The organism is Plantibacter sp. AC185, assembly GCF_979258065.1.
This window is the reverse complement of sequence record NZ_OZ409831.1, coordinates 2,557,980-2,582,954: the sequence shown is the minus strand read 5'-3', so window position 1 is coordinate 2,582,954 and position 24,975 is coordinate 2,557,980. Positions and strand designations below refer to the sequence as shown.

The 24,975-nt window shown below is 62.1% G+C and carries 19 protein-coding genes; 15 read left to right on the top strand and 4 right to left on the bottom strand.

Going from position 1 to position 24,975, the window contains the following annotated elements:
• Positions 1 to 221: 221 nt before the first annotated feature.
• The 6 genes from ACZZZB_RS12255 (at position 222) to ACZZZB_RS12230 (ending at position 10,121) form a co-directional block, all read left to right on the top strand.
• Complete coding sequence (locus tag ACZZZB_RS12255; RefSeq protein WP_463529816.1) at positions 222 to 359, top strand: hypothetical protein; 138 nt, start codon at positions 222 to 224, stop codon at positions 357 to 359.
• 544 nt (positions 360 to 903) lie between these two features.
• Entirely contained in the window at positions 904 to 2,895 is a 1,992-nt protein-coding gene (locus tag ACZZZB_RS12250) for a GNAT family N-acetyltransferase (protein WP_463529815.1), read from the top strand.
• 659 nt (positions 2,896 to 3,554) lie between these two features.
• Positions 3,555 to 4,853, top strand: a complete 1,299-nt coding sequence (locus ACZZZB_RS12245) for a hypothetical protein (RefSeq protein ID WP_463529814.1) — start codon at positions 3,555 to 3,557, stop codon at positions 4,851 to 4,853.
• Between the two features lie 98 nt (positions 4,854 to 4,951).
• Entirely contained in the window at positions 4,952 to 6,700 is a 1,749-nt protein-coding gene (locus tag ACZZZB_RS12240; RefSeq protein WP_463529813.1) for a hypothetical protein, read from the top strand.
• Between the two features lie 239 nt (positions 6,701 to 6,939).
• The gene (locus ACZZZB_RS12235) at positions 6,940 to 9,285 is read left to right on the top strand and encodes a hypothetical protein (protein ID WP_463529812.1); all 2,346 of its coding nucleotides are present in this window, start codon (positions 6,940 to 6,942) and stop codon (positions 9,283 to 9,285) included.
• 332 nt (positions 9,286 to 9,617) lie between these two features.
• Positions 9,618 to 10,121 carry a hypothetical protein gene (locus ACZZZB_RS12230; RefSeq protein WP_463529811.1) on the top strand — a complete coding sequence of 168 codons (504 nt, stop codon included), beginning with the start codon at positions 9,618 to 9,620 and terminating at the stop codon, positions 10,119 to 10,121.
• Positions 10,122 to 11,207: 1,086 nt separating this feature from the next.
• On the opposite strand, the gene ACZZZB_RS12225 is transcribed toward ACZZZB_RS12230, so the two are convergent.
• The gene (locus ACZZZB_RS12225; protein ID WP_463529810.1) at positions 11,208 to 13,199 is read right to left on the bottom strand and encodes a hypothetical protein; all 1,992 of its coding nucleotides are present in this window, start codon (positions 13,197 to 13,199) and stop codon (positions 11,208 to 11,210) included.
• Between the two features lie 463 nt (positions 13,200 to 13,662).
• Here ACZZZB_RS12225 and ACZZZB_RS12220 point away from each other — a divergent pair, with 463 nt between their 5' ends.
• From ACZZZB_RS12220 to ACZZZB_RS12210, 3 genes are all read left to right on the top strand, one after another.
• Complete coding sequence (locus tag ACZZZB_RS12220) at positions 13,663 to 13,791, top strand: hypothetical protein (protein WP_463529809.1); 129 nt, start codon at positions 13,663 to 13,665, stop codon at positions 13,789 to 13,791.
• Between the two features lie 198 nt (positions 13,792 to 13,989).
• The gene (locus ACZZZB_RS12215) at positions 13,990 to 14,865 is read left to right on the top strand and encodes a DUF4238 domain-containing protein (protein WP_463529808.1); all 876 of its coding nucleotides are present in this window, start codon (positions 13,990 to 13,992) and stop codon (positions 14,863 to 14,865) included.
• 418 nt (positions 14,866 to 15,283) lie between these two features.
• Positions 15,284 to 16,249 (top strand): hypothetical protein, encoded by a 966-nt coding sequence (locus tag ACZZZB_RS12210; protein ID WP_463529807.1) that lies wholly within the window; start codon positions 15,284 to 15,286, stop codon positions 16,247 to 16,249.
• 175 nt (positions 16,250 to 16,424) lie between these two features.
• On the opposite strand, the gene ACZZZB_RS12205 is transcribed toward ACZZZB_RS12210, so the two are convergent.
• Positions 16,425 to 17,327, bottom strand: coding sequence for a hypothetical protein (locus ACZZZB_RS12205; protein ID WP_463529806.1), 903 nt, complete (start codon positions 17,325 to 17,327; stop codon positions 16,425 to 16,427).
• 427 nt (positions 17,328 to 17,754) lie between these two features.
• On the opposite strand from ACZZZB_RS12205, the gene ACZZZB_RS12200 reads away from it, so the two are divergent.
• From ACZZZB_RS12200 to ACZZZB_RS12180, 5 genes are all read left to right on the top strand, one after another.
• Positions 17,755 to 17,904: a hypothetical protein gene (locus ACZZZB_RS12200; protein ID WP_463529805.1), complete on the top strand. Its 150-nt coding sequence runs from the start codon at positions 17,755 to 17,757 to the stop codon at positions 17,902 to 17,904.
• Positions 17,870 to 18,265 (top strand): hypothetical protein, encoded by a 396-nt coding sequence (locus ACZZZB_RS12195; protein WP_463529804.1) that lies wholly within the window; start codon positions 17,870 to 17,872, stop codon positions 18,263 to 18,265. Before ACZZZB_RS12200 ends, ACZZZB_RS12195 begins: the two co-directional genes overlap by 35 nt.
• Before the next feature lie 383 nt (positions 18,266 to 18,648).
• The gene (locus ACZZZB_RS12190; protein WP_463529803.1) at positions 18,649 to 18,867 is read left to right on the top strand and encodes a hypothetical protein; all 219 of its coding nucleotides are present in this window, start codon (positions 18,649 to 18,651) and stop codon (positions 18,865 to 18,867) included.
• Between the two features lie 116 nt (positions 18,868 to 18,983).
• Positions 18,984 to 20,348: an O-antigen ligase family protein gene (locus ACZZZB_RS12185; protein ID WP_463529802.1), complete on the top strand. Its 1,365-nt coding sequence runs from the start codon at positions 18,984 to 18,986 to the stop codon at positions 20,346 to 20,348.
• A complete protein-coding gene (locus ACZZZB_RS12180) occupies positions 20,287 to 20,832 on the top strand; it encodes a recombinase family protein (RefSeq protein WP_463529801.1) in 546 nt (181 codons plus the stop codon). The genes ACZZZB_RS12185 and ACZZZB_RS12180 overlap by 62 nt, the downstream gene beginning before the upstream one ends.
• Positions 20,833 to 21,033: 201 nt before the next feature.
• On the opposite strand, the gene ACZZZB_RS12175 is transcribed toward ACZZZB_RS12180, so the two are convergent.
• On the bottom strand, positions 21,034 to 22,515 hold the full coding sequence (locus tag ACZZZB_RS12175; RefSeq protein WP_463529800.1) for an ApeA N-terminal domain 1-containing protein: 1,482 nt from the start codon (positions 22,513 to 22,515) through the stop codon (positions 21,034 to 21,036).
• 154 nt (positions 22,516 to 22,669) lie between these two features.
• Between ACZZZB_RS12175 and ACZZZB_RS12170 the strand changes: the two genes are divergently transcribed.
• Entirely contained in the window at positions 22,670 to 23,398 is a 729-nt protein-coding gene (locus ACZZZB_RS12170) for a potassium channel family protein (RefSeq protein ID WP_463529799.1), read from the top strand.
• 32 nt (positions 23,399 to 23,430) lie between these two features.
• On the opposite strand, the gene ACZZZB_RS12165 is transcribed toward ACZZZB_RS12170, so the two are convergent.
• Positions 23,431 to 24,768, bottom strand: coding sequence for an ApeA N-terminal domain 1-containing protein (locus ACZZZB_RS12165; protein ID WP_463529798.1), 1,338 nt, complete (start codon positions 24,766 to 24,768; stop codon positions 23,431 to 23,433).
• Positions 24,769 to 24,975: the final 207 nt, after the last annotated feature.

The window sequence follows — 24,975 nt, the reverse complement described above, 5'->3', positions numbered from 1 at the left end:
GCTGGCGGAGGAGTTGCTCAGAAAGTGGGCGAAGAGGTCGGAAGACGGCTGTATCACGCGGGGGGCCGCAGGACTGAGTACCAGTCCTGAATGTGGCAGATTCGCATCCTCGCAGTCGCCTCGGGCGGCGGGATTTGGAGCGCGGCCTTCATGATGGGGCTTGAAAATCAGTTCTATTCGATGGGATGAACGTGAAATTGACCCTTGGACAGTGCAAGCACATGCTTATCGCGATCTCGATGATGTTTGCCGTCTACTCGCTGGTGGTCGGCTTTGGTGAAGGTGGCAATCCAGCCGTCGGACTTGCGATGGCTGGTGGGCTTTCCCTCGTCACAATCAGCGCCCTCCGTGCTCAATAGGCCCCTGCGGCTGTTGAGGGAGCCGACGGCGACGGACGCCACTCGATCTGAATTCGCGGCCGCCTCGCGCGGCGCCGATACCCTCCTGTGAACGCGGACGCGAAGTGTCGCTCCGAATGTGAACGGCCACGCAAAGTGTCGCCCAACGCCCAGTGAGCGAGCGGACTGCCAAATAAAGTGTCGCCGCGGTTGTCCAAATAAAGTGTCGCTCTGAACAAGTCCGCGTAGTTCCGCGGATTTGGGGCAGGTATGGGGTCATCTGGTGGCGCCTTGCGCAGTGATGCAGGGTCACGGAGGCGATCACAGCGACCACCCTCGACGGAGGCGTTGGAATTACTCAAGCCGGCGGTCACACGACATGGTCAGGTGAGTTGAGCCTTGGCGCTAGATTCGGGTTGTAACGAGGCCTCGGCGTGTTGAACGCTCGGACGGCGTTTCCTCGATGAGCGACGTGGGTGGGGGGACTCAGGTGCCAGGTGCAAGTAAACGAAACGAAGCCGGAGACGTTCGTCGGGAGCAACTCCTCGAGGTGCGGTGGTGCTGCGTGGGCTCGCTGACGTTCGACTCGGACTACGGTCGGGTGATTGAGCTTCATCGGAGCAACAAAGCGACGCTGGGTCTTCTTCCGTACGCCGCGTTTGAAGAAGCTGCTGCCACTGACCACCTCATGGTCGGCGTGATCGAGGGCGAGGTCTCGGGATATGTTCTGTTCGGCACCCCGCGCCAGCAACAGCTCAAGCTAGTTCATGTCTGCGTGGATGCTGCAGCACGAGGTACTGGGTTGGCAAAGACCATGATCGATGCAGTGATCGCGGCCAATCCCGGGCGCACGATGATGACTGCGCATTGTCGTGAGGACTACGACATCGACGGTTTCTGGAGAGCGCTCGACATGGCGCCAGTGGGTCAGCGCCCGGGACGGGCTGCCAAAGGCTCGATTTTGACTATCTGGGCGCGTCGTATAGGGCAACTCGATCTCTTCGAGGCCGCTCTCTATGACTCTGCGAATCCGCTCGCCGTGCTCGACACGAACGTCATCATCGATCTCTTCGCAAGCGAGGCGATGCCTCGTCCCGATCGTCCTGAATCGCTCGGACTGGGCGCAGACTGGCTCGTAGACGTGTTGGAGCTCGCAATCTCGCCCGAAGTCACCGCTGACGTCAAGCAGCTCGACCCGGGAGAACGAGAACACGTTCAGCAACGTCTCGACGGCCTCGTCACGTTGAGACGGGAGTCCGGCATGCGAGCAACGGCGAAGGAACTGGAGCGGCTGATGCCGGCCGAACTTCTCGCTCGTGACCGGAGCCTCCAGGACGACGCAAGACATCTCGCGGATGCCATCCTGGCCGGAGCAGACTACTTCGTCACCCGCGACGTTAACCTCATCAATGCGACGACCGACTGGATACAACCCGCCTACGGAATCGAGGTCGTGCGCCCGGTCGACTTGATCCGCCGGTTCATTCCGCCGAGCGCGCCCACCACATTCCGATCCGGACACCTGGAGTCTGTCGGCCTGTCCTGGGTCCCTTTGCCCGTCGACCTTCACGAGGTTTCCGAACGGTTTGTGAACTCAGGGCGCCGGGAGAAGGCATCCCATCTCAAGCGCGCCCTGCAGGCCGCCCTCGCGGCGCCAGCAACCGCGCAGGTCGAGGTGCTCGTGGACGATCGCGACCGTGAATGGGCGCTACTCGCCACTGAGGTCGATTCAGAGGGCCTCGTCGTGCCGGTAATGCGAGTCGCTCGCGGATACCTCGGCGAAACCATCTCGTTCCAACTGGTGCGATACCTGCGCTCTCTGGCGCTGGCGCGCGGTTTGACGTCGCTTACGATCACCGACCCGATGCTCGACCCGATTCTCCAAAGGGCGCTCGAACGAGATGGACTTGCCGGCTCGCCGCCGACGACGATGTTGGCCGCACATCCATCGGAGGCAGAAGTCTCCCACATCACTGACCCAGCTGATGTCGCTGAATACGAGCGCACGCACTGGCCCCAGATCCTGCTCGACCGTCAGATCCCAAGCTGGATCGTGCCTATTCAGCCTCGTTACGCCCGTGAACTTCTCGGATTCAACCCGACGCTCATCACGGTCAGAGACCAACGCACGCTCGGCTTCGCCCGTGAGTTCGTGTACTTCGCGTCTCCTACAATTAGGTCCTGGGCCCCACCTTCTCGGGTGCTTTGGTACGTCACGAAGGACCCGGGATCGCCAGAACCAACGGCCGTTCGCGCCATCGTCGCGCAGTCCAGGGTCGTAGGCGCAGAAGTACTCCCAGTCGACGAGGCTGTGACAAACTACCGCTCCCTCGGCACGCTTCGCGCCCACGAGATCGAAAACTACTCACATCGAGGGAAGGTCCTTGTCCTGCATTTCGAAGACACACAAACGTTCGAGGTGCCGGTCGGGCGGACGACCTTGTACTCGATACTCCGGGCTCACGGGCTGACCACATCACTCATGACCACGCGCGCAGCAACGCCACAGGCATTCGACGCCCTCCTACGCACTCAGCCGGGATGGGACGGCCGTTGAGTCGCGCACTGTTGCTCTCAATCAAGCCAGCCTTCGCGCGTGCGATCTTGGATGGCAGGAAAACGGCCGAGGTTCGCCGGCGGTTCCCCTCCGTTCCTGAGGGAACCGAAATCTTCTTGTACTCCAGCTCCCCTGAACGCGCTGTCCTCGGAACCGTAACCCTACGCCGCGCTGTTCAAATCGACCCAAAAGAGGTCTGGGGCCAGTACGCCAGCAAGATTGTGATCGATCGTGCTGCTTTGGAGGCATACCTCCTCGGCGCCACGTCGTCCACCATCCTTGAGGTCGAACGCCCCAACGCTTGGCCGAACCCCCTGTCGCTAGCGCGGCTCAGGTCGCTCCTTCGCCTCGAGCCCCCGCAGAGCTTTCGCTATCTGGCTTCAAGCCAGGTAGCTGTCATGCAACAGCAGGCACGTGACTAGCGCAAGTGCCGTCGTTCGAAAGACCTGGTCGCACTGCCACGGCAGACCAGTTTCGATTGATAGGCCGACTTGGTAGTTGGCTATTATTCCTTCACGGCCGAGCACCACACGACTACTGTCGGCGTGCTCCATCAGATCGCAGAACGCGCTTCCACTTAGTCGAACTGTAGCCGACCACCCGAGCGAAAACGCCTCACACGTACACTGAGCGACGAGCATTGGACAGCGATTGGACGTATGTTGAGCGACTTCTTCGAAGCTGTTGCGTACCCGCGAGTGCTGGTCCGAGGTCTGACTGACGAAGAAATGGCGGCCATCGCGCCGCTCTGTGGAAGCATCTCGCGCCTTGGCCCAGACGAACAGTTCCACCCTGAAGAACACGACGTACTCATCCACACCGACGAAGAGTACTTCTCGTCCACGGAGATCCCTCGACGTATCGTGTTCATGAGGGAGCCCGAGGTCTCTGAGCCCGGTCAAGGTGGTCGAATAGTCGAATCCGGCCGGAGCTTCGGCACGATGCCGTTCTCGAAGGCTTTAACGCAGTTGCAACCAGCGCGTCGGCTTGATGTCACAGATTTTGCGGAAGAGCAGGGCATCGCCCACCTCGTTCGTCTGAGTTGCGTCCCCGACTCCCGTCAGCTGTACCGCGGCGTGCGACTCCCAGTGCACCCCACACGCAACGCGCTCCCACTGTTGCAGGAACGACTTACAGATCCAATGGTGCTCGCTGCGATCTTTGAGGCAGAGGCGGGAACCCGATTCGACGAGTCAGTCCTCTGGCTGCCCCAGAGCGCGCGATCGTATCTGGTCGATTGGCTCCGATTCGCGTGCGCACGTTGGCGCCGGAGCGCAGCGACGTTATTTCCGGAATCGGCAGAGTGGTCGCGCTCAGACGAGTGGGCTTCTTCAACGGAACGGAAGGCTCGATCAGATCTCAAGACCTTCGACGTGGATGAAGATGCTCGACAAGCAAACATCGCCCAGCAGCGCCGTGATCTCCTCCTTGCCGTCGAGGCCGCGGAACTCACTGGTGACCAGGATCGAGAACTACTCGTGGCGTCCGGAGATGAGCTCGTTCGCAGCGTAATGAGGGCTCTGACCGCGCTCGGGTTTGATGTAGTCGACGCTGACCAACTACCACAGCACAAAGGTGCCAAACGCGAAGACCTACGCGTCATGGATGGCACTTGGACGGCGCTGGTCGAAGTCAAAGGGTACGGAAAGGCCGCAAAGTCCAACGACCTGCTGCAGATCGGCAGTGCCGCAGTACCTTTCGCGATTGCCGAGAGACGCAGCCCGGACGCTCTTTGGTACATCGTGAACACATTCACAAGCCTTGATCCGTCGCAACGCCCTCCGGTCCTGCAAGGTCGATCCGAAGACGTGGACTCATTCGCAAACCAACACCAGGGCACGGTAATCGATACCCGCGAGCTCTACAAGCTGTGGCAGCGCGTATCAAGCCGCCACGTGTCGGCGAGCGAAGCGCGCGCCGCACTTCGATCCAACCGGGGCCATTTCAAATCGCCCTGACCTACGGCACGACAACGACCCCTAGTTGTAGTTCCCTGGGACGCTGCGAGCCCCCTCTACGATGAAGACGCACACAGACTCATCGGGGAGAAGCGCTGATGGCCATTGGTTACCGCACGATATTGACTGCAGATCCGTCCGAGGACAATCTCAACGACATCATCAACGCACTGGACGGCTGGGCCACCGCGAAGAAGGGCTACTCCGAGCTTCCGACCTCCGGAATGCTGACACACCCGACCGGCGCCACACTCGCAGCCACTAGCTACGCCAGCGCCGACGGCAGCATCAGCGCGAAACGTTGGACGCTGGTCGAGGACTGGCCGCCTCCCAAGTGGTACGAGAATCTCGACACGTCGCGCACCGGCGTGACCAATGTCACTCTTGCCCTCGCCGAGAACAAGCTCTGGCTGTGGGTCGACGTCGAGTCGCCAACGCTCGTCTGGACCAACCACCTCGGTCGCGAAGTCGAGGAGGTACAGCCGAGCGGGCGTCCGACCTTCGTGCGAGACATCCTCAACACCGTCAATATGAGCGATGGGGCCGCTGAGCCGCTCTCCGACTTTCAGGTCATCGCGAGTCAGAGCCATGTGGAGGAGCTGGCGCACATCCTCGCGGACTCGGGACGCATGGGTGCGGTATTCGTCACTGCGACACCCGATGGTGTCGACGCAAATGAATGGGCCGACAAGATCACGAAGCTCGCCGGTCAGATTCAGGGCATGGGGATCGGCTACGCGCTCACTCCGGAAGCCCGCAGCGTCTTCAACCGTCAATACGGCGGGGCCGGCCACTGGATCTCCCCCGGGGCCATGCGCACCTTCCTTCCCGGCGTCGACCTGACGGACCCGCAAGATGCGTTCAAGCATCGCCTCCTCCACGCATCAACGCTCCGCGAATCCCCTGAACCACGTATCCGGCGTATTCTCCGCAACGCTCAACTGAAGCGCCTCAACGCTTTGCGCATCCCGGACGTCCTCCGAGAGGTCGACTACGAATTCTTGCGCAAGGAACGCCTTCAACCGTTCGCCGCGCTGCATGAGCCCGTCTCTGCCGAGCAACCCGTCGAGGACGAAGCCGCTGTCTGGAGAGCACTCGCGGAATTCGCAGAAAGCGAGGTCACTAAGGGGCTCAAAGAGAACAAGGCTCTCGCTCGACGCGCGGCGGCGGCCGAGGACCTGCTCGACGGAGTCCAAGCCGAAAACGACGAACACTACGCGCTGCTCACCAGCGCACGAGCGGAAGCCGGAGCGCTCTCCCGTGAGGTGGAATACCTGCGTCGCAAACTTGCCGACCTTGGCGCGGAAGGCGCAATGGCGGCCTGGTCCTTCGCCGATGAAGAGGCCCCGAAGGAATACCCCGGGACCTTCGCTGAGCTGCTCGACCGGGTGAAAGAGCTCACTGGGGTCAGCTTCACCGGAGACATTGAAGACGCACTCGAGTTGGACGAGCACACCGTTCTTGGTCAAGCAGCGGTGATGAAGACGTGGGATGCCCTGGTGACCTTCGACACCTACGCTCGTGCCCGAAAAGACGGAGCCTTCGAGCAATCGCTCAGCCACTTCGTCACGCACCAAAAGGATCACACCCACCGCGTGCAGATCGGCAAGATCGTCTGGTCCGAGGGCGAGACCGTCAAGAACAACGACCGGTACCGCACTCAACGCACACTGCCCGTGCATACGAAGGTCGACCCGGCCGGCAAAACCCTCATGGTGGCGCATCTGAAACTCTCCAACCTCACTGGTGTGGCACCCCGCCTATACTTCCTGGATACCTTCTCCGACGTCGGCTACGTGACCGTCGGATATCTCGGTGCTCACATGGACAACACCCTCACCAACTGACCGGTACGAGCCCGCCACCTCTCGCATCGCAACCGTTACCGAGGCGCCCTCACGTTGTCCGCCGGGTTCGACTCCAACTCAAGGAACACCGCCGGGGATCGGGCTGTCGCCGCCATTCTCTGATCGCCTGACGCCGAGATCGGCCTCGTGGCTGTAGCCTGCAGTCACCTGTGCGTCAGGCCGCACCACCGGGGCTGTGCGGCGATCCGATCGGGCACGGGTGTACCGAGGGGGCGTTGATGGAGGGGTTGCTTGATGACGACCTGTTGTCCGACGCACACGAGGTCGTCGTCAATCTGCGTCCAGAACGCGTCCTGAGGTTGGTGTCGACCGTTGAGGAAGCTGTTGACACAGTGACATTCCTCTGCCAGGTGTGGGGCGGCACGGGCGCACCTCTGGTACCGATTTCCGGTGGTGCTGCTGACGAGTATCTCCTGCAGGCAGCGCTTGACGGCGAGGTAGACGGCGTCCTCGGAGAGCTCCCCGACGCAGCAGGTGCCTCTCGATATCTCGAGGACGTGCATAGGGTCCAGGACTATCCCGCAGCGATGATCGCGGCGCACAAACGCCGCGACGAGTACCGCCCGATTGAAGTGGTCGACCTGTCACCCGGGGACCCCTGGCGTCTCGCCTACTTGGGGGTGCTCGGTACTGTTCCCGATGAGCTCGATGAGCTCCTCTGCCAGCGGGCAAACGTTGAGCCGTTCCGGCACGATGAAGTCCTCCCTATCGAGCGAACGAGCGCTGTCGGTAGTCTCGATGACCTTCTCGCGCGATTGCGGACGGGCGCACCCGCGACGCCGCGTGAAATGTGTTCCTACTTCCTCGGATCAGGGCAGGACCCGAACACGGGGTTCTTCGGCGGGCAATCCGCAGTTCCTGAACGATGGGCGACTGCGCAAGCCGCTGGACCGAACATCATCGTGGTCATGAGCGACAACAACGTGAACGACTTCGCTCTGCTCTGGAACCTCCGCGGTGCTTGGGGTGACTCACGAGCCATGCCCATTGGCGTCCCTCGCCAGTTCCTGACTGCCGAGGCACTTCGGACGCTCCACGAACCCGGAGTGACAACATTCTTCGGCTGGTCTGGTGGTCATCTGTACCTCACCAGCGCGTCTCTCGGGCGTGAGGAGCTGTCGGAGCTTGCCGCTCAAAGCTCCGCAGTCGAGGTGGCTGACCCGACAGAGCTCCTCCGATTGGGGTCCGCGCCGGCTAGAAGCCATCGCACGGTGCAGACCTGGTCGGCTGGAGCGGCAAGTATTGTGCCGCTGACAGATGCAGATTGGCGTGTGCTTGGCGCGGCTGGCCGGATGCCGTCGCTGCGAGCGGCCGTCCAAGTCCCCGACCGACCCGTCCCGTCGCTCGGCTCGTTGCGGGGACGCTTCTCGCCGGGCATGGTCGGGGGAGCAGCCCTCCGACAGGTACCTACCCGCCGAAGTGGCGTCGTCGACGTGCGGTGGCCAAGTGGATGGACGATGCTGAGCGCGGCAGCCGAGGACCGCGGCCTGGAGGTGCGTGCATCGCAACCCGGCATCGCGGCGATGGCCTTACTTCGCGCCCTGGGTGACGTACACGACGCCTACTACCTCAGTCACCCCGAGATCGTTTCCATGCTGTATTCGCTGGCCGAGCTCAGCGGCATGTCCTGGTGGAAGAACCGGTGGCAGCGCGTCGAATCGGATCTACGTCAGTCGGACCATTCGCCGGCGGAAATCGAACGGTTGGCTACCGCGCACGGGCGTGATGATCCAGTGGTTGCACCCCCGCACGAGGGCAGGACCCTTTCGTTTTCAGCGATCAGGAGCCGCATCGGTGACCAAAGGGCCACCGAAAAGTGGATCACCTGGGCTCTTGATCGACGACTGTTGGTTAAGGGCGTCGATCTGAACTGTGTGCACTGCCGTGCATCGTTCTGGGTCCCCGTCGACGAACTCGCGCCCCCGCACGTGTGTCCCGGCTGCGGCAGAACTATCGCTCAACCATTCCGCGTCGACACCCTGACCTTCTCGTATCGCCTCGGCGAAGTCGTACGCCGGTGCCTCGAACTCGACGCAATCGGACACGTCCTCGCTCTGCGGTGGCTGGTTGACCTGTTCGGCGACTACGGGCTCATTGGCGCACACCCCGGCGTGGAATTTATCCGCGACGGGACCGTTGTCGCGGAAATAGATGTCGTGATTCTCCTGGGTGATGGGTCCCTGGTGCCGGTTGAGGTGAAGCGCAGAGGAGCGGGCTTCGATGCCATCGCCGCAGCTCAACTTGACGGAATCTCCGAGCTGATCGATGCGCCATTCGATGTTGCTGCCGTCCTTGATTCCGTGCCGGGGGACAGCGCACTCTGGTCGAGTGTGCCGAAGCTACCCGAGCGACCGCGATTCCTGCTCACCGCCGAGCACTTCAACACCTCGCGCATTGTCTGGGCCATGAGCGCCAACCCCTTTGATAGGCCACGAGCGGATGGAGACCTCGCCGCAGCCCAACATCAAGAATGGGTTCGCGCCGTGACCTCCATCGGAGAACGCCCAGCAGATCCGTTCGCCATCACCGTGGCCCTCTGGCGAGACCGGCGAAACCAGGATTAGTGACCTGGCATCTGGTCTCAGTGAGCGACGCGCAATCCCGACCGATGAGCGCCGAACCGTCACCTCTCCCAGCGCCACTGGAACGGGTCGACGACGCACTGCCCCGACTGCGTGGTGACGTGCGGCATCATCGAACACCGAACGGATTGTCGAAGGCGCCGACCGTAACGTGGAGATTCAGCAAAACTCCCAAGCGAACTCGCCGACGCAGAGAGGGTAGTTGCGACGACTTAAGAGGCGGGCCGCGGTTGCCCGAGAAAGGCTCGCTGCTCTCAAGTCAGACCGGTACCGTTGGCTCACGACCACACCCCGCCCTTACGAATGGAGCTCGCGTGACCCTGAATAGCGAAGAGGCCGTTAAGAAAGCGCTCGGGATCGACTCCTTCCGCGAGATGTCGAAGGAAAAGATGTTGGCTTTCGCCGCCTCGATGCCCGACATGGCCAAAGAGGTCCGGATTAAACTGATCGAGCAGATCCCCGGCTTTCAGAAGTTCGTGACGGACGCGGTCAACGTTGCGGAGCGAACGTTCAAGGAAACACTCTCCAATGAGGACAACCGTGGCGAGCGCCTGCACAACTCGATGACCGATGTTCGCGACTCAATCAAGACACAACTGGCGGAGCCGAATATCAGCGAAGAACATTCCCGTTTCCTCAACGAGAAGCTGATCGAGACAGGGTCAATCGAGGCAGACGGCCAGAAAGACAGCCGTGCCCATGACGCGAAGCAGGCCGATGAGACAAGGAAGACCGTCGTAGCCCTGGCGGGTATCGGTCTGCTAACGGCAGTTGTGCTCGCCGGCGGCAAAATTTTGCTCGTTCGCCCTCAGGCCTGACCGAAGACCCCTGGTACGCCGAGCACCAGCTCATTGGAAGCCTCTACGGGTTCGATTGCTCCTGATCGACGAGAGCGCTCCAGACGACGGCGGAGATGTCGCGAATCACCGCTTCCTCTGCGGGGAGAACCTCACCGGCAAGGACGGGCTCTTGTCGACTCGGAACATTGTCCACGCACTGCCCGCCGCTGCCCAACATCTCGGCGGGCTCCGTCGATAGCCCCACTCACCAGACCGCTCGCAGTAGCAGTCGAGGTGTGAGCAGCGGGTCGAAGGGTTGTATGCGGGTCCAACAAGACGGTTGCCATCGAAGAGCGACCCGCGGTGACTATCCCTGCGCCTAACCCCGGGAAGCCAGCTGTACGAGCCACATGCCGATCTAGTGCGTGCGCTCGTTCGCCGCCGAGGCCGCGCAGAACTTCGCAGCTGGGCAGGGCTAAGCCCCGACGACGATTCTCGTGCCAGTGCGCCGCCGAGACCAGGCAGGCGAAGAGTGGGTGTTCGTTGTTCGGACTGGATCGCAGTTCGGGGCCGGCTTGGAAGCCGATGGAGAACGGGTGCACGTCGCGGTCGAGTTCGACGTTTCGTCCAGCGGCTGGCTGCACGAGGCAGCCAGCCGCTGGACACGCGATCAGCTCCGGGTTGCCCGCGTCGGCGCTGGCGGTGTTGTCCATGAACGCCTGTGACGCACCGGAACCCCTAGACGGAGGGCAACCCGTTTCTCCAGCTGGTCAATGGTCGCGTTGGGCGTGTCAGCGCGCAGCGGGATGACCCAATAGCTCGACCAACGCTCGCGCTTGGATGGCTCGCGAAGGTGTTGACGCAACCGCACCGCGGCGACATCGTCACCCCTGCCCTGTGGCCGGGTCTGTCCGACGTAGCAGCACTTCCCGTCGGTGTTGATCACAATGTAGACCGCGCGGGCCTCATCCCCTCGTGGTCGCTGCCACGTAGCCTGCCCGAAAGTCTCCGGCGCTGGGCGGGACTCGAGCAACCACGTTCCGGCAAGGCTCGCCAGGTGTTCATAACGTTCTGACGTCATCTCGAGGGCCCCACCCCACGTGGGTGCCGGCTTCATCACGGTGCTCATGAAAGCGTTGGAGGCGCGGTGATAGCGGCGAGGTTATCGCGCAGTTCTACCAGAGTTTGCAGGCAGGACTGGGCATCCGCGTGTGGCAGCCGATCCGTGATGTGTTCGGCTTCGCGCACGGAGAGAAGAAATTTCATGGCCTCCAAGGCGACCTGGACTCGATCGTAGAGCTGATCCGCCGCAGCAGTTTGCTTCCCCTCCGCGGTCTCCTCGACGGCGGGTAGAGCGCCGTTGTAGATTCGCTGTCGCAGGCGTGCGTTGAACATGGACTTGGATTCTGCGAAGTCTACGAGCGTCTCGGAAGCTTCGTCCCAGAAGCGGAGTCGCTTTCCGGCTCGGGCGCGCTTAATCGCATCTCCGAGCAACGTGATGCCCCATGGCAGGCTGAGCAACTTCTCGACGATAGAGCCGACGGCGCTGCGGTCGACCTTCCCCTGGGCCTGTGTCTCTGCGGACCCGCCAGGCGAGAGCAGGTGGCCCGTCGTCGTCAGCGCGAAGAGGGCGAGCACACCAATCAGCCGAGCCTCAGGTGTTGGGGCTCCCAGCGATGCGAGAGCGGACGCAACAAGATCGTCAATCTTCTCGTCCGTGTCGACATTAGTGACTTCCCACGGTCCGGTGGTCAGATCCTGCCAGAGCGGGGAGGAGGCCAGCGCTTGCCGAACCCGTGCGAGCTGATCAGTTGGACGAGCAGCGTCGGGGTCGCGAAGTGCGTTGGTGTATCCACGGAGTGCGAGTTCTGCGACAGGCCCATTGCGATGCTTCAGGAAGATCTTTGTCACGTTCATCTTGGCGCGCAGGACAGCGTTGCGTGCCGGGTCGTTTCGGGTCAGTTCGCGCACAACGACCGCAGCTCGCAGATCGGGCAGCGACGGCTCGAGGCCCAACGCGGTCATGCTTGCCGCCACGTCGGTTCGTCCGACGAGCACACGCAACTGGTCCGCGGAGATCTCTTTGGCTTCTTGCAGGCCCACCGCAATCTCCTCGGCGATGACTGCGTTCTTCGAGCCTTCCTCGAACGGTTTCACCGACACGTTCATGCGCAGGAGCAGTCCTCGAACGGCGGATGAGAACCGCGTCTGGTCCGTGTCGCGATCATCCTGGTAGCCGACGATGATCTCGGCCGGCACAGTGAGGGAGTTCAACGCCATTGCGGCTTGGTTTCGCCTGTCGAGCGAGGTTGCCTCGACCAGCTCCGTCGAGTACCACTTCACGAGTTCGCGGGTGAACTTGCGTCGTTCAACAAACGACATGTTCATGAGTGTCGACGGGAGGATCTCACGGCTCGATCGGGCATCCTGCTGGCGTCGGGGGAGCACGCCGCTCGGGAAGTGCAGTCGGGCAAAGGCTGAAGAGAGTCTGCAGTTCCCGTCGACCGCTGTGAGCTCCAATCCGTTCTCGAGCTTCGAGTCTCCAGCTCGACGAGTCGCGACCAACGTGATCGGACGTTCCACGAGCCGCACACCGACGTCCTGCGGGTTGTCAGCGAGAACAGCACGGAAGTTATTGTCGGCCGCGGACAGCAGCGCACCATTGTCTTCCCTGTATCGAAGCGATGACTCCGCGCCGCTCGACGCGGGCATGCTGATCTGGGCGTTCGAGGTAGGCAGGGACGTCGGATCCGCGTCATAGGTCGCCGTGCCGAGCATCCGGTCATTGGCATAGGCCACGTTGGCGAGCGAGGTGAAGATGCGAGTCTCGAGCGTCCACAACCAACCGCTTTCTGTGCGGTGCTTCAGCAGTGGCGCGCCTGTAATGTCGGCCGGTGAGACCGCTGACCGGCAGATCTGTTCGATGGCGTCGTCATCCAGGTATACGCGTCCGAGGTCACGCTGATCTCGGAGGTACTTGATGGCCTTATCCGCCGCGTTCTGCGGTGGGACGCGAAGCTCCCAGGAACCGTCACGCTCCCGGCTGTCATCGAGGGGGACGACCAGTACGGTGTCGGCCGCAGTGGCGATCTTGCTATTGCTTGAGACAGTGCTCATGGGTAATTGTCCTTTAGTGCGGACCATTCGGCGAACGGTCGGATGACACGCATGAGAGGCGTCATCTGGACAACCACGCATCTACCGTTCCGAACTGACCTCGGTCAGAAACCTCACGGGAGCACTGTCGAATAGCAGATCCGCAGCAGGGTCCAAACCCTGTCTCACCCCGCCGTGGCCGCAGCCCGAGCGAGAGACTTCACCGCACTCCGAAAAGTGACGATGGATCAACGATACAGGAACCAAATATGTTTGTCAACCTTCATTCGACTCCAGCCCTGAATGAGTCCATCCCGGGGGGCGGCAGTAGGCGTTATCTCAACGGTTTCAGCCAACAGGGCGATCGCACGATCCCTCGAGTGGACGCTTCCGGCCAGAATGGCCGTGACTGATAGCGTCCTACTTCATGCGACGTCTCTCACTTCTCTCTCTGGCTGTCTTCGGACTCCTTTCGGCGTTCGCGATGTTCGACTCGACAATCGGTGTCGCGCCGAAGACACTCATCGCAGCGGCGTTCTTCGCCGTTGCCGCCCTCATCCTCGCGATCCTCACCCGGCATGAGGCCCACCCGAGCAACAACCCGCGCGACTAGCGCAACGACCTTCCCCGACTGGCTGCGACCCATGCGCGAGTCCAAGGTTGAGTACTCCCATGCAAGGGAATATGATCGTGCGCGAACTCGAAAGTCACGAAGAGGTGCGCGACGAGGGACTGCCTCGCCTGGCTCACCCCAGATGAAGGAGCTCCCTTCGAAGCGTGAGGCTCAGCTTCACGCAACTCTTGGAACACCATGGTGAAACGACGCCATCACTACCTGTCTCAATTTCTCCTCGCGCCCTTCGCAGAGGACGGTGTCTTCCGAGTCATTCCGCTCGACGGCTCGGCCGAACGGCCCGGAACAACGAAAAGCATCGCCTTCCGTCGTGACGCGCATCGTGCCGAACTGATCGTCCCCGATCCGGACACCTTCGAAAACGCGCAGGCCGACCTCGAGAAACGCGCGGCGCCAATCATCAGACGCCTCATATCGCAAGGACATACAGACATCCCTGATGCCGAGCGCGAGACACTCGAACGCCTGATCGTGCTGCACCTGCAGCGGCACCCCGTCATGATGCAGTACGCAAGCTCGACCGTTGCAGACGAGCAAGCCCACCTCCGAGAACATCCGCTCTTCGAACGCGCACACGCCGACTACCTCTCGCACGCGGTGTCATTCGCCGCCCTCCTAGACGAGCCCACCTACGCTTATGGCGGCAATGAAGCAGAACGCTGGACGCGGTACCGCCATGAGCTCGCGCAATACAGGTGGAGCGTCATCTCATTCGACCGCCCATCACTCGTGATCTCAGACACATGGGTGTGTGCGTCGCGACTCACGACCCACGGCGGTGTCCCTGCACGCACGTTCGGGTTCGTCGGCATCGCGGACGCCGAACGCATCACCATCCCTTTGAGCCCGACCACAGGGCTGCTTCTGTCCCGGCCAGGACGCACCTGGTTGCGGGCAGAATCCTTCAACCGCACCTCTATCCGCTCGGGGACGGACTTCATCGCGCACCCGCCCAGTTGGCCGACCAGCGCGCCCAAACTTCATGCACACGCCCAGATGACTGTTCGCGAGCACCTGTCATCTCAGTCAGCAAGCTCGAACCATCTGCCGTGACGCCGGATGCCGGCCCTCCACCAAATAGACGCTGGTGACCCCGATGCTGCACTCCGCGCTGCGCTCAAGGCACTCCCGGCGACGCTACTGCCCCCGGGTCGAGCGATCTCGCCGTATGCAGACGAGCTCACACCGAGTTCGCCCACCCGGTGAAGGGCCGCATCACGTGCAGCACGTCCCCTCCGGCTGCTGCGCACACGATTTCTCAGGATTCGCCGAGTTGATCCGCGGACCAGTTCCACAGAGATTTCCGGGGCACGCGCGATGTCGTAGAGGCCAAGGATAGCGATCGCGCCCCGGGCCTCGGTGTCCAGTGCCGATCAGATATTGTCGGGACATGCAACGAGCGGCCGAGATAGCAGCCCAAGTATTCACCGCTCGCGATGCCCTCCTGCGCGATCGGCAAGAGGATCTCCGTGTGGCGTTCCTGCTGTTCGACAGTGCCACCGAAACGCTCATGGTCCGTGCCATCAACAGTGCGCTCACAATGGGTCTGTGGGACTGGGGTCGGTACGCGTACAAGCCAGAGTGGGCAGCGGTCGCAATGGATTTGAACGACCTTGGTCAGAGGCAACGTCTGACATCGGAGTCAGAAGACGGCCACGTGTCATGGCAGCTCTCCGACACCCAGAGACGGTCCATAACCCGGGAGTTCGCGACCAAGCTTCGCGTTCTCGCCTGGAACGGCGACATTCCGGCTGAGTATGTGCCAGTGATCTCACGCCTCCACGACTATCGCAACGAGATGTACCACCGGGAGGAAGCACGACCGAACGCCCTTCGGATCCTGGCGCACCTCTACGCCTGGCTCACCGCCGACCTTCTCGAACGCCTCAGCCCCGGCATATTCGGTCGCTCGAGCGGTGACCCAGACGACCTCGTGGAACGCACGTATGAACGCATGGGTGTCGCAGTACCCGACAGCCGCCGCTTCGACGGATTTCTCATTCAGAAACATATGGCTGCAGCGCTGCGTGACGGCCTGGACCTGGCAACTGCCCCGGAGCTCCTAGCCGACTACGCGGCGGAACGCGTGGAGGCGGTACACGACGCAATCGAGTTCGCGGGAGAGTACATCGGAGACGAACAACGGGTCAGCAAGGTCACCGAGATGGACATCGTGCGGCTGATCTATCACACGGGCGATCCGAGGCTCAGCCTCATCGACATGCGAAAAGCGAAGGCGCCGGTCACGCGGGCGATGATCGCCCGGTGGGACGAGTGGCCCGAAGGGATCAGGGCAACCTCGGGAGCCGTCGAGGCATTCCGGTCGCTGGCAGAGCTGGAAGCGGAGTTTGAAGATTTCGAGACTCGGGTGCATGAAGTAGCCCGACAAGTCGATCATGCGATTCAGTCCGCAATCGACTGGGCTCGCGGAAAGTAGAGTGCCCAGCGATCACCAATGATCGCCCGCGAGATCGTCGGTGGCGGGGTTGAAACCCTGAAAAGAGAGCATGAGAACTAGGTCGTGCTCTGGCTCCGCTACCGTTAGCGTTGGCCGCCGGCGAGGCCCTGCCGCACTGAACGGGCGCTGAGTGCTGGTGATCCGAATACCGGCGTTAGTCCTGGCTGTCCGACCAGATACTCCCCGTGATCGGAGACAGCGCTTGGAGTGAACGCCCCATCGCCGCCTCGAGTAGCTCGATATGCCGAGCCTGATCTCCATAGAACTCGACGAATGCGCGGGAGGTTCCGTAGAGCGCAGCGACGAGTTGTCCGGCCATGTCGATCACCACGGGCCGCGGAGCCGCTAGACCTGTGATCTCGCCATGCTCGGTCGTAGTGATGAACGTGTTGATCCCCAGCCGGTGCGCGTGCGCTACGGACGAGAGGGCGGAGTAGCGCTTTCGCCCGTCGTTCTGCTGCATCTCAGCATCGAGCATGGCGGCCACCATCAGCGATAGGTCGGTTTTTGCAGGCGCCGGCAACCCTAAGCGCGCCAGTTCGCCGGCATAGAACGCGCGCTTCGCAACTGGGTCGACTGGATCACCGTCTCTGGTGTTGACGGTCTCATCGAGGAGCGCGGGGTAGCGAAGGTCCGAGTGCAGCAGCGAGATCGTGCGGTGGAAGAAGTTTTCTTCGGCATCTTCCAGGAGATACCAAGTGCGCGCCAGTGATTCCAGTGTGCCTCGTGCCACTGTCGCAAGCGCAGTTGATCGGACGGTCGCGGTGCGGACGAGCGCCACAAACCCTCGAACGTGATCGTAAGCGGACATGTTCGCGAACTGCATCGTGATGAAGCCGTCGATTGCATGTCCCTTCTGCACGCCGTAGAGACGATGCGCTTCGGACTGAGTTGGCGGCGCGACACTGGCCGTTTCGAAGGTGATCTTCTCGGCAGCAGTGGTGAGGAGTAACAGAGCACGGCTGACGCGCTGAACATCATCACCTGCCAGCTCCGCCGGACCGTTGTAGCCCGGAACGGACTGCAAGTAACCTCGACCTGAATTATTGATGCCCATGTCCGCTCATACTTCCAGAAGCGCGAGGGGAGCTTGCCGCGGCCGGACCCGCACCACTATTCGCTCTGCTCACGAAGGTCTCCTCGACCACGCGGCGAGGCGGTCTGGGTCATGCTGGTGTTGGAACAACCCACGCCCGTAGGGGTAACCGTCGGCGTCGGTCCGGATCCCGGGGACTGCAGAACTGACCGCTTGGACATCGTTGTCGAGCCGCGCTTGGGGCGGGGGCGCTCCGGTGGACTGACCAACGCCGCGCCTCAGGCTGGGGCACACGCAGATCGGTCGAGGTCGGAATAGGCTCGAGCTCATGTCTGAAACACCGAGGAACCACCCTCCTGCAGCGCGGCACGATCGTCCCGACCTCGAGGCTCGTCGGGCGGACCTTATGCGAGCCGTAAGCATGTCGCCGAATCCAATGATCCTGGGGATGGTGATGGACATCGAGGCCGGGCTGATCCTCCAGAGCGCGCTGGCGTCCTACGCGGGCGCGGTCGATGTTGCAGCCATCATCACTGCACATGCGAGCTGCGAGCGGGATCTCCATGGCTCGCGCCGTGCATTGGGAGGAAGAGCGTGATCCCGAGCCACCAAGAAGATTCGAGCTGTGGGGTCTTGGAAAGCTTCTCGGCTATTACAGACCTCGGCTCGCGGATGAGCTCGCTGACGGGCTCGAACGGTTGAATGTGCGTCGGCGGACCCTGTATCACTATGGTCACTCGGACGGTGAAAGCGGTCTTCGCGAAGCAACACGAACGTATGTCCAGCTCAAAGGAGAAGCCGCACTCTACGACACCTACAAACGTCGTCATGGGAACTACCCCGACCAGGGAAGACTTCTGACGTTCGCCACGGACGAATTGCTCCGAGAACACGCACTGGAGGCCATCGAGACCGCTCTCGCCACCCGCGCTTGGGCAATCGGCCAACAGGAACTCTAATCTCTCATCGCAGCACTTGCACGCCTGCTGATCGGTCACGACGGCCTGCGTCAGGTATCAGCACCTGGCAATGAGAGTAGTGGCGCTCTAGACGGCGAGTCTCCCCGTCCAGCGGGCTGCGCGACCGGGACAAACAGCAGCTTCATGTCGTCGGCTGCGATCTCCGGGGATGAGCTGTACTGCTCAGTTGGTGTCGCTGAAGGGCCAGGGCACTCTTGGTGAATCGCGTCCTGACGACCAGCGGCGGGCGTGTGGCTGCACCCCTGGGGGCAGACGCCGAGGCTCTGTCACCGTTGCTGCAGCCGGTCCTCGGGCCACTCGACGCCCCGTCAGAACAGGGAGGGCGCATCTATCCGAGCAGCGGGACGTTGGGTAGCCGGCGGGTGGAACTGCACTATGATCTCGGCCGTACCTACTTTCTCGTCCAACTCGACTCCGCGGCGGAGACGAGTTATGAGAGCCTGCAACTCGGTGATCGAACGGCGGTCCTGACCTTGAAACGGCCCTCCGAAAGCCTCGTGGTCGAGATCAACCTCGATGACTACCCGGTCCACACCGCCTCCGAGCTCGGTGAGGCCATCGACCGCGGAGGCAGGCCCTAATCACCTACCTTTCGACCGGTGCTGATGAGCTTCTCTCGCGAACGGTCGGTAGGGTATCGAAGTTCGTCTGGGATGAACTCAGCGGCTGAAGTTGAAGTTTCGGGGGGACGTAGTACGTGGATTTGCTGAGTAACCAGCAGGCCGCTGGGCGATCACGCATCATGAATCTGGCGGCTACTTGGGCGTTGTTTGTCGCGTTCGCCGGATCGGCCTGGACGAATCTCTTCACCATCTGGGGATACGGCGTTATCGCACTTGGCTCCGTCGTTCTGCTCGCCGTACTGTCGCGCCGTTCGCCTCTCGCTTTCCCTCTGCGGCGTTTACCGTGGGGGCTGGCGTGTTATATCGGCCTGGCTCTGGTGTCGATCACGTGGTCGGCCTACCGTGTCGGTACGGCGGTGACGCTGCTAGGCCTGTTGATGTGCACGGCGGCCGGCGTCTTCGTGGCACGGCGCCTGACCTGGGCAGATGTGCTGACGGCGATCCAGCGGGCGGCGGGCAGTGTCCTTGTGCTGTCGTTGCTGTTCGAGGTGTTCGTATCCCTCGTGATCCGTCATCCCGTGCTGCCATTCTTCACCGACTACGGCGACAAGGAGCCGCCGCTGCTTGCGTACTGGTCGAGAGACGTTCTCCTCCAGGGAGGCCGGATCCAGGGGGTACCTGGCAACGCAAACTTGCTGGCGTTTGTGGCCGCGGTCGCCTTGATCGTCAGTGTTGCGCGGCTTGCGACGCTCTCTCATCGGGCGGAGGCACTCGGCAGCGTTCTGCTGGCTCTCCTGATGCTCTGGCTCACTCGCTCGTCCACCGTCCTCGTGGCGTTACTCGCAGTGGGTGCGATTGTCGTGGCGGTCGCCGCTCTACTCGCGTTGCGCCCTGGGCGGCCCAGACATGCCGGGACTGCCGCAATCCTGCTCATCACAGCGGTCGGGGTAAGCGCGGCGATCTTCCACTGGCGGCTGATCCTCAGCGGTTTCGGGAAAAGCGCCGACCTCACTGGACGCACCGAGATCTGGGCAAAGGTCATAGAACGCGTTGAAGAACGCCCAGTCCTCGGGTGGGGTTTCTCGAGCCCCTGGGCCAGCTGGGAACCGCAGTTCTCCGAGTTCGTGATCCGCAACGGTGTCCGTCAGCTCCAAGCGCACAACGCATGGCTCGACGTGACAATGCAGCTCGGGCTGGTCGGTGCAGTCGTCTTCCTGATCCTCATCGTCCAGACGACTCACGGGACACTGTCGCTCCTCGCATACCGAGTAACAAGGTTTACGTTCAGCACCTTCTTTCCGGCCGCTGCACCGTTCTCACTGCTCCTGCTCCTGGTGTTGCAGAGCCTCACAGAGAGCCGCCCGCTCATTGAGTCAGGGTGGATTCTCTTGGTAGTCCTCGCAGTCAAGACCCGCACGACCGACAGTCCGCTGCCGCATGGGCGTGCCGACGACGAGGCGGCACTCCCACGCGCAATCAGCAGGCTGCGTAGCCGTTGAGCACGTACCAATTCGTGACGCATCGAATTTGCACATCAATCAGGCCACGGTGGCGCGTGCGCTTCGGAATCTCTGCGAAACGCGTTTGGCGTTCCGCCGGCGCGGGCGCTCTCTCGTTGACGTCCTCAACACCGTCGAGTTCTTGCGCGGCCGCGGGATCCACGTGCGATCACTCTCAGACGGGGCCGACCCTGCGACGTCGATTGGCCGGCTGATGCTCCACATGCTCGCCACCCTGGCCGAGTACGGGCGAGAGCTCATCGTCGAACGTGTCAACGCCGGCATCGCCGCAGCACGCGAATTAGGCACCCGCTTCGGGCGCCCACCCGTGAACCCCGACATCATCGTCGAGAAGCTCGCCGTCGTAGCCGAGGCCCGCAGCCGCGGCCACACGGCATCGGAAGCTGCTGCGCTCGTCGGCTGGAGCCGCGCGACGCTCTATCGACGCCAGACCGGCACCTCGAGCAGAACCCCAACAGCCTGACGTTTCGAGCAGTTCGGTTTCGACAACGAGTTCTGAGCACCCAACGCCCGCAGAACCTCGCTACGGCGTCGGGTCAATCGAAACCCGCTTAGAAACGATCGTTCCCGAACGAGTTGGTGTACCCGTAGGGCCCGCCTAGATACCTAGTGGAGACACTTCTATAATTGGCGCGTCTCACAAGCGGTTGGACCGTGCCAGCGATCAGCTCATTGAGGAGTCTGAGAGGACAGTTCGCGCGAGTGTGGCGGCGAACGAGAGCCGCGGATGTTCCTCGACCGCGAGAGTCAGCCGTTCTTCTGCGACTCCCAGCTCCGAGAGCAGGTTCAGAATGACGACCGCGGCCGTCACCTCGACTACCGCGTGCAGCCGGCCGACATCTGTGTCCGTCGGACCAACGTGCGCGATCAGATTGCGTGCGTCCTTTGCCGCTTTGGCCCAGCGGATTGGGTCACCCACCAGCTTTTCCCCCGGTGAACCGATCCGCGTAGCTAGGTCGATGAGTCGTTGTTTCAGCGTGGGAACGTTTGAGTGCTCGGTGAGACGATCGGCCACCCATGCCCGACGTTCAGCAGGCGCTGCTGCAAGCAGCGTCTTGCGTAGCTGCTTGAACTCGGCGGGTGGAATTGGGGACGCCGTGTCGAGGGCTCGATGCATCGACTCGGCTGCTGCTACAGCCGTCACGACCTTGGTTTCGATGTAGCCGCTGGTGACATACTGCAAGCCCAGCACCATGCTGCGCGCAGCGGCGAACCTCTCGTGGACCTCGAGCCAACGCGGGAGAAGTACGTTGAAAGGAAGGTCGTCGAGTGTGAGCAGTAGGTCACGGCACTCTGCGGCGAAGGTGGACGGTTTCGCTCTGACGAGTTGACGCTGGTAGACCTCCACCGAGTGACGTTCATTTCGCAGAGGATGATCGTCCGGGTAACGCTCGGGTGTTGGCGGAAGGTACACGCGGGACGTGATCACTCCACACGCGCTCAGGCTAGATAGAGAGACGAGATCAGCGACGCTCCCGAGCAGTTCTAGCCAGTAGCTGAAGGTTTGGCCCGCATCGGTCGCAAACTCGATTGAAGAGTGTTCGTCTACGGTCGCTCTCCGACCTTCGCGAATGTCTTCAGCGGTTGGAAGCCAGCCGAGATGGTGAAGGCTCATTGTGAGTTCACCATGCCGAGCAGTCAGGGGATCGAGCCGCTGCAGGTCGATTTGACCGGAAAGGCCACTCGGATCAGCGCGGGAGATGTCGCGCACAGCGATCGCAGTCCGCTTGGACCAGACGGTGAGATTCTCGATCGTCGCGGCTCCTGCCACGAATGAGGGCTGTGCTGCGTCGGCGAGGTGGCACCCGATGAGGGCTGTCGAAACGTACAGGTCCAATTTGTCGGGGCCGGCGGTCAGGCGAAGGCCGTGAGTCATCGCGTTGGCAAGCTGGGCGTCGAACAGGGTGATGCGCTTGCCGTTAGCGATGCCCAGTACCGTGTCCCAGCTCTGGACCTGGTCAGTGAGAACGACAGATCCGTTGGCCGTCTTCTCTCTCACTCGGTAGTCCCACCCGCCGATCAACCGCAGGAAAAGTCCGTCGTCGGGGCTGTACGTCAACACACCCGGGATCGTGCGCTCGGGAGACTCGGGAAGCCACCAGTGTCCGGTCCAGTCTTGGGGCTCGCTTAGGAGGGGTTCGCTCACCTCTCCATCATGTCCGCAACTGTCGGAAACCGCTCGCTACCCATCTGTCCCGGCGAGAGCACTCCTTCACAGCGGGCGCTATCGAGCAGGCGCGGCGCCAGGACATTCCGCCGGACAGATCAACGCTGACCACTACTCCAGATACGCTCGCGGCATGACCCAGGCACGTTGGCAGAAGCTCACTGAATGGCCTCTCGCGATCGCGGCGGTCGTCTTCCTCGCGGCGTACTCCTACGAGGTGATCGCCGAACCCGGCGGAAGCGTCGCCGAGGTCGTCATCGCGGCGACGTGGGTGGTCTTCGTGGCCGACTACGTCGTCAATCTGGTGCTCGCGAAACCGCGATGGCGCTGGTTCTACACGCACCTTCTCGATCTCGCGATCGTCGTCCTCCCGATGCTCCGGCCGTTGCGCCTGCTCCGGCTCGTCACGCTCCTGGCGATCCTGAACCGGACCGCCGGCGCCGCCTTCCGAGGACGGGTCATCATCTATGCCGCCGGCGCATCCACGCTCCTGGTGTACGTCGCCGGTCTTGCGGTCCTTGATGCTGAACGCGGCGGTGAGGGCTCGATCCAGACACTTGGTCAAGCCCTCTGGTGGGCATTCGTCACCATCACCACCGTCGGCTACGGCGACTACTTCCCCGTGACGTACACCGGACAGCTGGTTGCCGTCGGAGTCATGATCGGTGGGATCGCCCTCATCGGTGTCGTCACTGCCACTCTTGCCTCATGGATTGTCGAGCGCGTCGAGCAGAGGGAGGCCGTTTCCGAAGCGATCACCAGTGCGCACATCGAAGCACTCACGACCGAGATCGCGTCACTTCGGCAGCTCATCGAAGGGCGAGTGAGCGAGACACTTCCAGACGGCGCATCTTCGAAGTAGGAAACGACGGAGCGCCGCCGCACGATTGCACGCTAGCTCCAGCTCACGCCGTGGCGCTGCAGACGCAGCGCGCCAGCCGCCTGGAGGACTCCCGCGGCTCGGCGTAGCCCAGCCTCGGGCACCCCGAAGTACTGCAGCACGATTAACGTGAGAACTGCGCGGGTGTATGCGTCGACGCGATACAGATCAGCAACGGCGTCCTCGCTTCTCATATCCACGTGCGATCCGGTATGGGCGAGCTTGTTGCGAGCCTCCCGCACCTTGGCGTGCCAGATCTCCGCGGCAAAACCGAGGTCGCCGAAGATGGCTGGGCCTAGCGATTCTGCCAGTTCCGTCAACCGTGTCGCGAGGGTGGGGCGCACCGTCACTGAGTCCTCGAGAAGTTGCAAGTACTGCGCGTCTTCCGCTTCAGTGAACAGCTCGCGCAGTTGCTTTCGTTTTCGGCTGAGGTACCCCGAAGTGAACTGCTTCTTCGTCTTTCCAACCTTCTCGTGCATCCGCTCGGTCGCGGCGATCGCGCTGCTGGCAGACGATTCAACGAAACCTCGGCTGCCGTAGAACTCTTTCGAGAGAATCTGTGTGACCGGATAGATTTCATCGACGGCTGGCCACCACGCCTCAATGATCTGCTTGAAGGGCAGGTCATCGGCGGTGAGGATCATGTCATCTCGATTGGTAACTCCCTCACCTTCCCCAACGCGGAGCCGGCGGATCACCTCGATCGCATTTTGCTCGCCGTCCCTCCAGCAGAACTCGGCGGTGACGTAAGCCGCTCTCTGATAGGTAAAGGTCATCAGCGCCTGGAGGTCGAAACTGAGCAGATCCAGCAACTTCAGCTTCGCTGCGGGGTGCACCCCCGCAAGGAAGTGCACCGCATGACCGTCCCACTCGTAGAGATTCTCTCCGGCGGCGTGAACTCGCTGAGGATGTCGGAGGTGGAACTCGAGTTGATGACTATCGACAGATACCCTGGCCGGAGCATGCTGTGGCCGCGCCGACTCGTCGGTCTCCGGAGACAAGGGCGTGGTGATCTGACTCCAACCTGCGAGCGATTGGAACGCGACGCCCCACGATGTGAACTGCGCGTCGTCGTAATCACCTTCGTGCACTCCGATCAAGGCCCAATCGAATGTGCGATGGTGCCGCTGCCATTTGGAGCTGTCTCGGCCAAGCTTCGCAGGCCACCCCTTGCGACACCAGAGAGTTACGAGCGTACCGTTGTCAAGCTCGCCGAGTACTGTTTCGGATCGAAGGAGAGCCGAAACTTGATACCCCTCGAGTGGCGCCCGCAGAGTCAGTTGAGACTCGCCCCTCGAAAATCGGAGCGTCCCGCCGATTCGATCCCTCGGCGACCCTGGCGCCCAGAACATACCCCTAAATTTTGAAGTTCGATCGACTCGGGCACGAAGGACTCGACCATCAGGTTCCATCCACAAAGAGTAATGTCCGAAGCCACAGCCCGCGGAGTCTCGAAGAACGCAGGCTCAGATTCCAGCGCTAGTCAGGGACATCGAACCGACCGATCGTGTACAAATTCGCCGCGAATCTGCACGAACCGGTACGGCCGCACTGCTCGA

Bases quoted from the DNA above. Each gene is read 5' to 3' on its own strand.
- ACZZZB_RS12225 (WP_463529810.1), bottom strand. From the start codon at position 13,199: ATGAGCACTGTCTCAAGCAATAGCAAGATCGCCACTGCGGCCGACACC.
- ACZZZB_RS12200 (WP_463529805.1), top strand. From the start codon at position 17,755: ATGGTGATGGACATCGAGGCCGGGCTGATCCTCCAGAGCGCGCTGGCG.
- ACZZZB_RS12235 (WP_463529812.1), top strand. From the start codon at position 6,940: ATGGAGGGGTTGCTTGATGACGACCTGTTGTCCGACGCACACGAGGTC.
- ACZZZB_RS12220 (WP_463529809.1), top strand. From the start codon at position 13,663: ATGTTCGACTCGACAATCGGTGTCGCGCCGAAGACACTCATCGCAGCG.
- ACZZZB_RS12255 (WP_463529816.1), top strand. From the start codon at position 222: ATGCTTATCGCGATCTCGATGATGTTTGCCGTCTACTCGCTGGTGGTC.
- ACZZZB_RS12240 (WP_463529813.1), top strand. From the start codon at position 4,952: ATGGCCATTGGTTACCGCACGATATTGACTGCAGATCCGTCCGAGGAC.
- ACZZZB_RS12205 (WP_463529806.1), bottom strand. From the start codon at position 17,327: ATGGGCATCAATAATTCAGGTCGAGGTTACTTGCAGTCCGTTCCGGGC.
- ACZZZB_RS12170 (WP_463529799.1), top strand. From the start codon at position 22,670: ATGACCCAGGCACGTTGGCAGAAGCTCACTGAATGGCCTCTCGCGATC.
- ACZZZB_RS12195 (WP_463529804.1), top strand. From the start codon at position 17,870: ATGGCTCGCGCCGTGCATTGGGAGGAAGAGCGTGATCCCGAGCCACCA.
- ACZZZB_RS12165 (WP_463529798.1), bottom strand. From the start codon at position 24,768: ATGTTCTGGGCGCCAGGGTCGCCGAGGGATCGAATCGGCGGGACGCTC.
- ACZZZB_RS12215 (WP_463529808.1), top strand. From the start codon at position 13,990: ATGGTGAAACGACGCCATCACTACCTGTCTCAATTTCTCCTCGCGCCC.
- ACZZZB_RS12245 (WP_463529814.1), top strand. From the start codon at position 3,555: ATGTTGAGCGACTTCTTCGAAGCTGTTGCGTACCCGCGAGTGCTGGTC.
- ACZZZB_RS12180 (WP_463529801.1), top strand. From the start codon at position 20,287: ATGGGCGTGCCGACGACGAGGCGGCACTCCCACGCGCAATCAGCAGGC.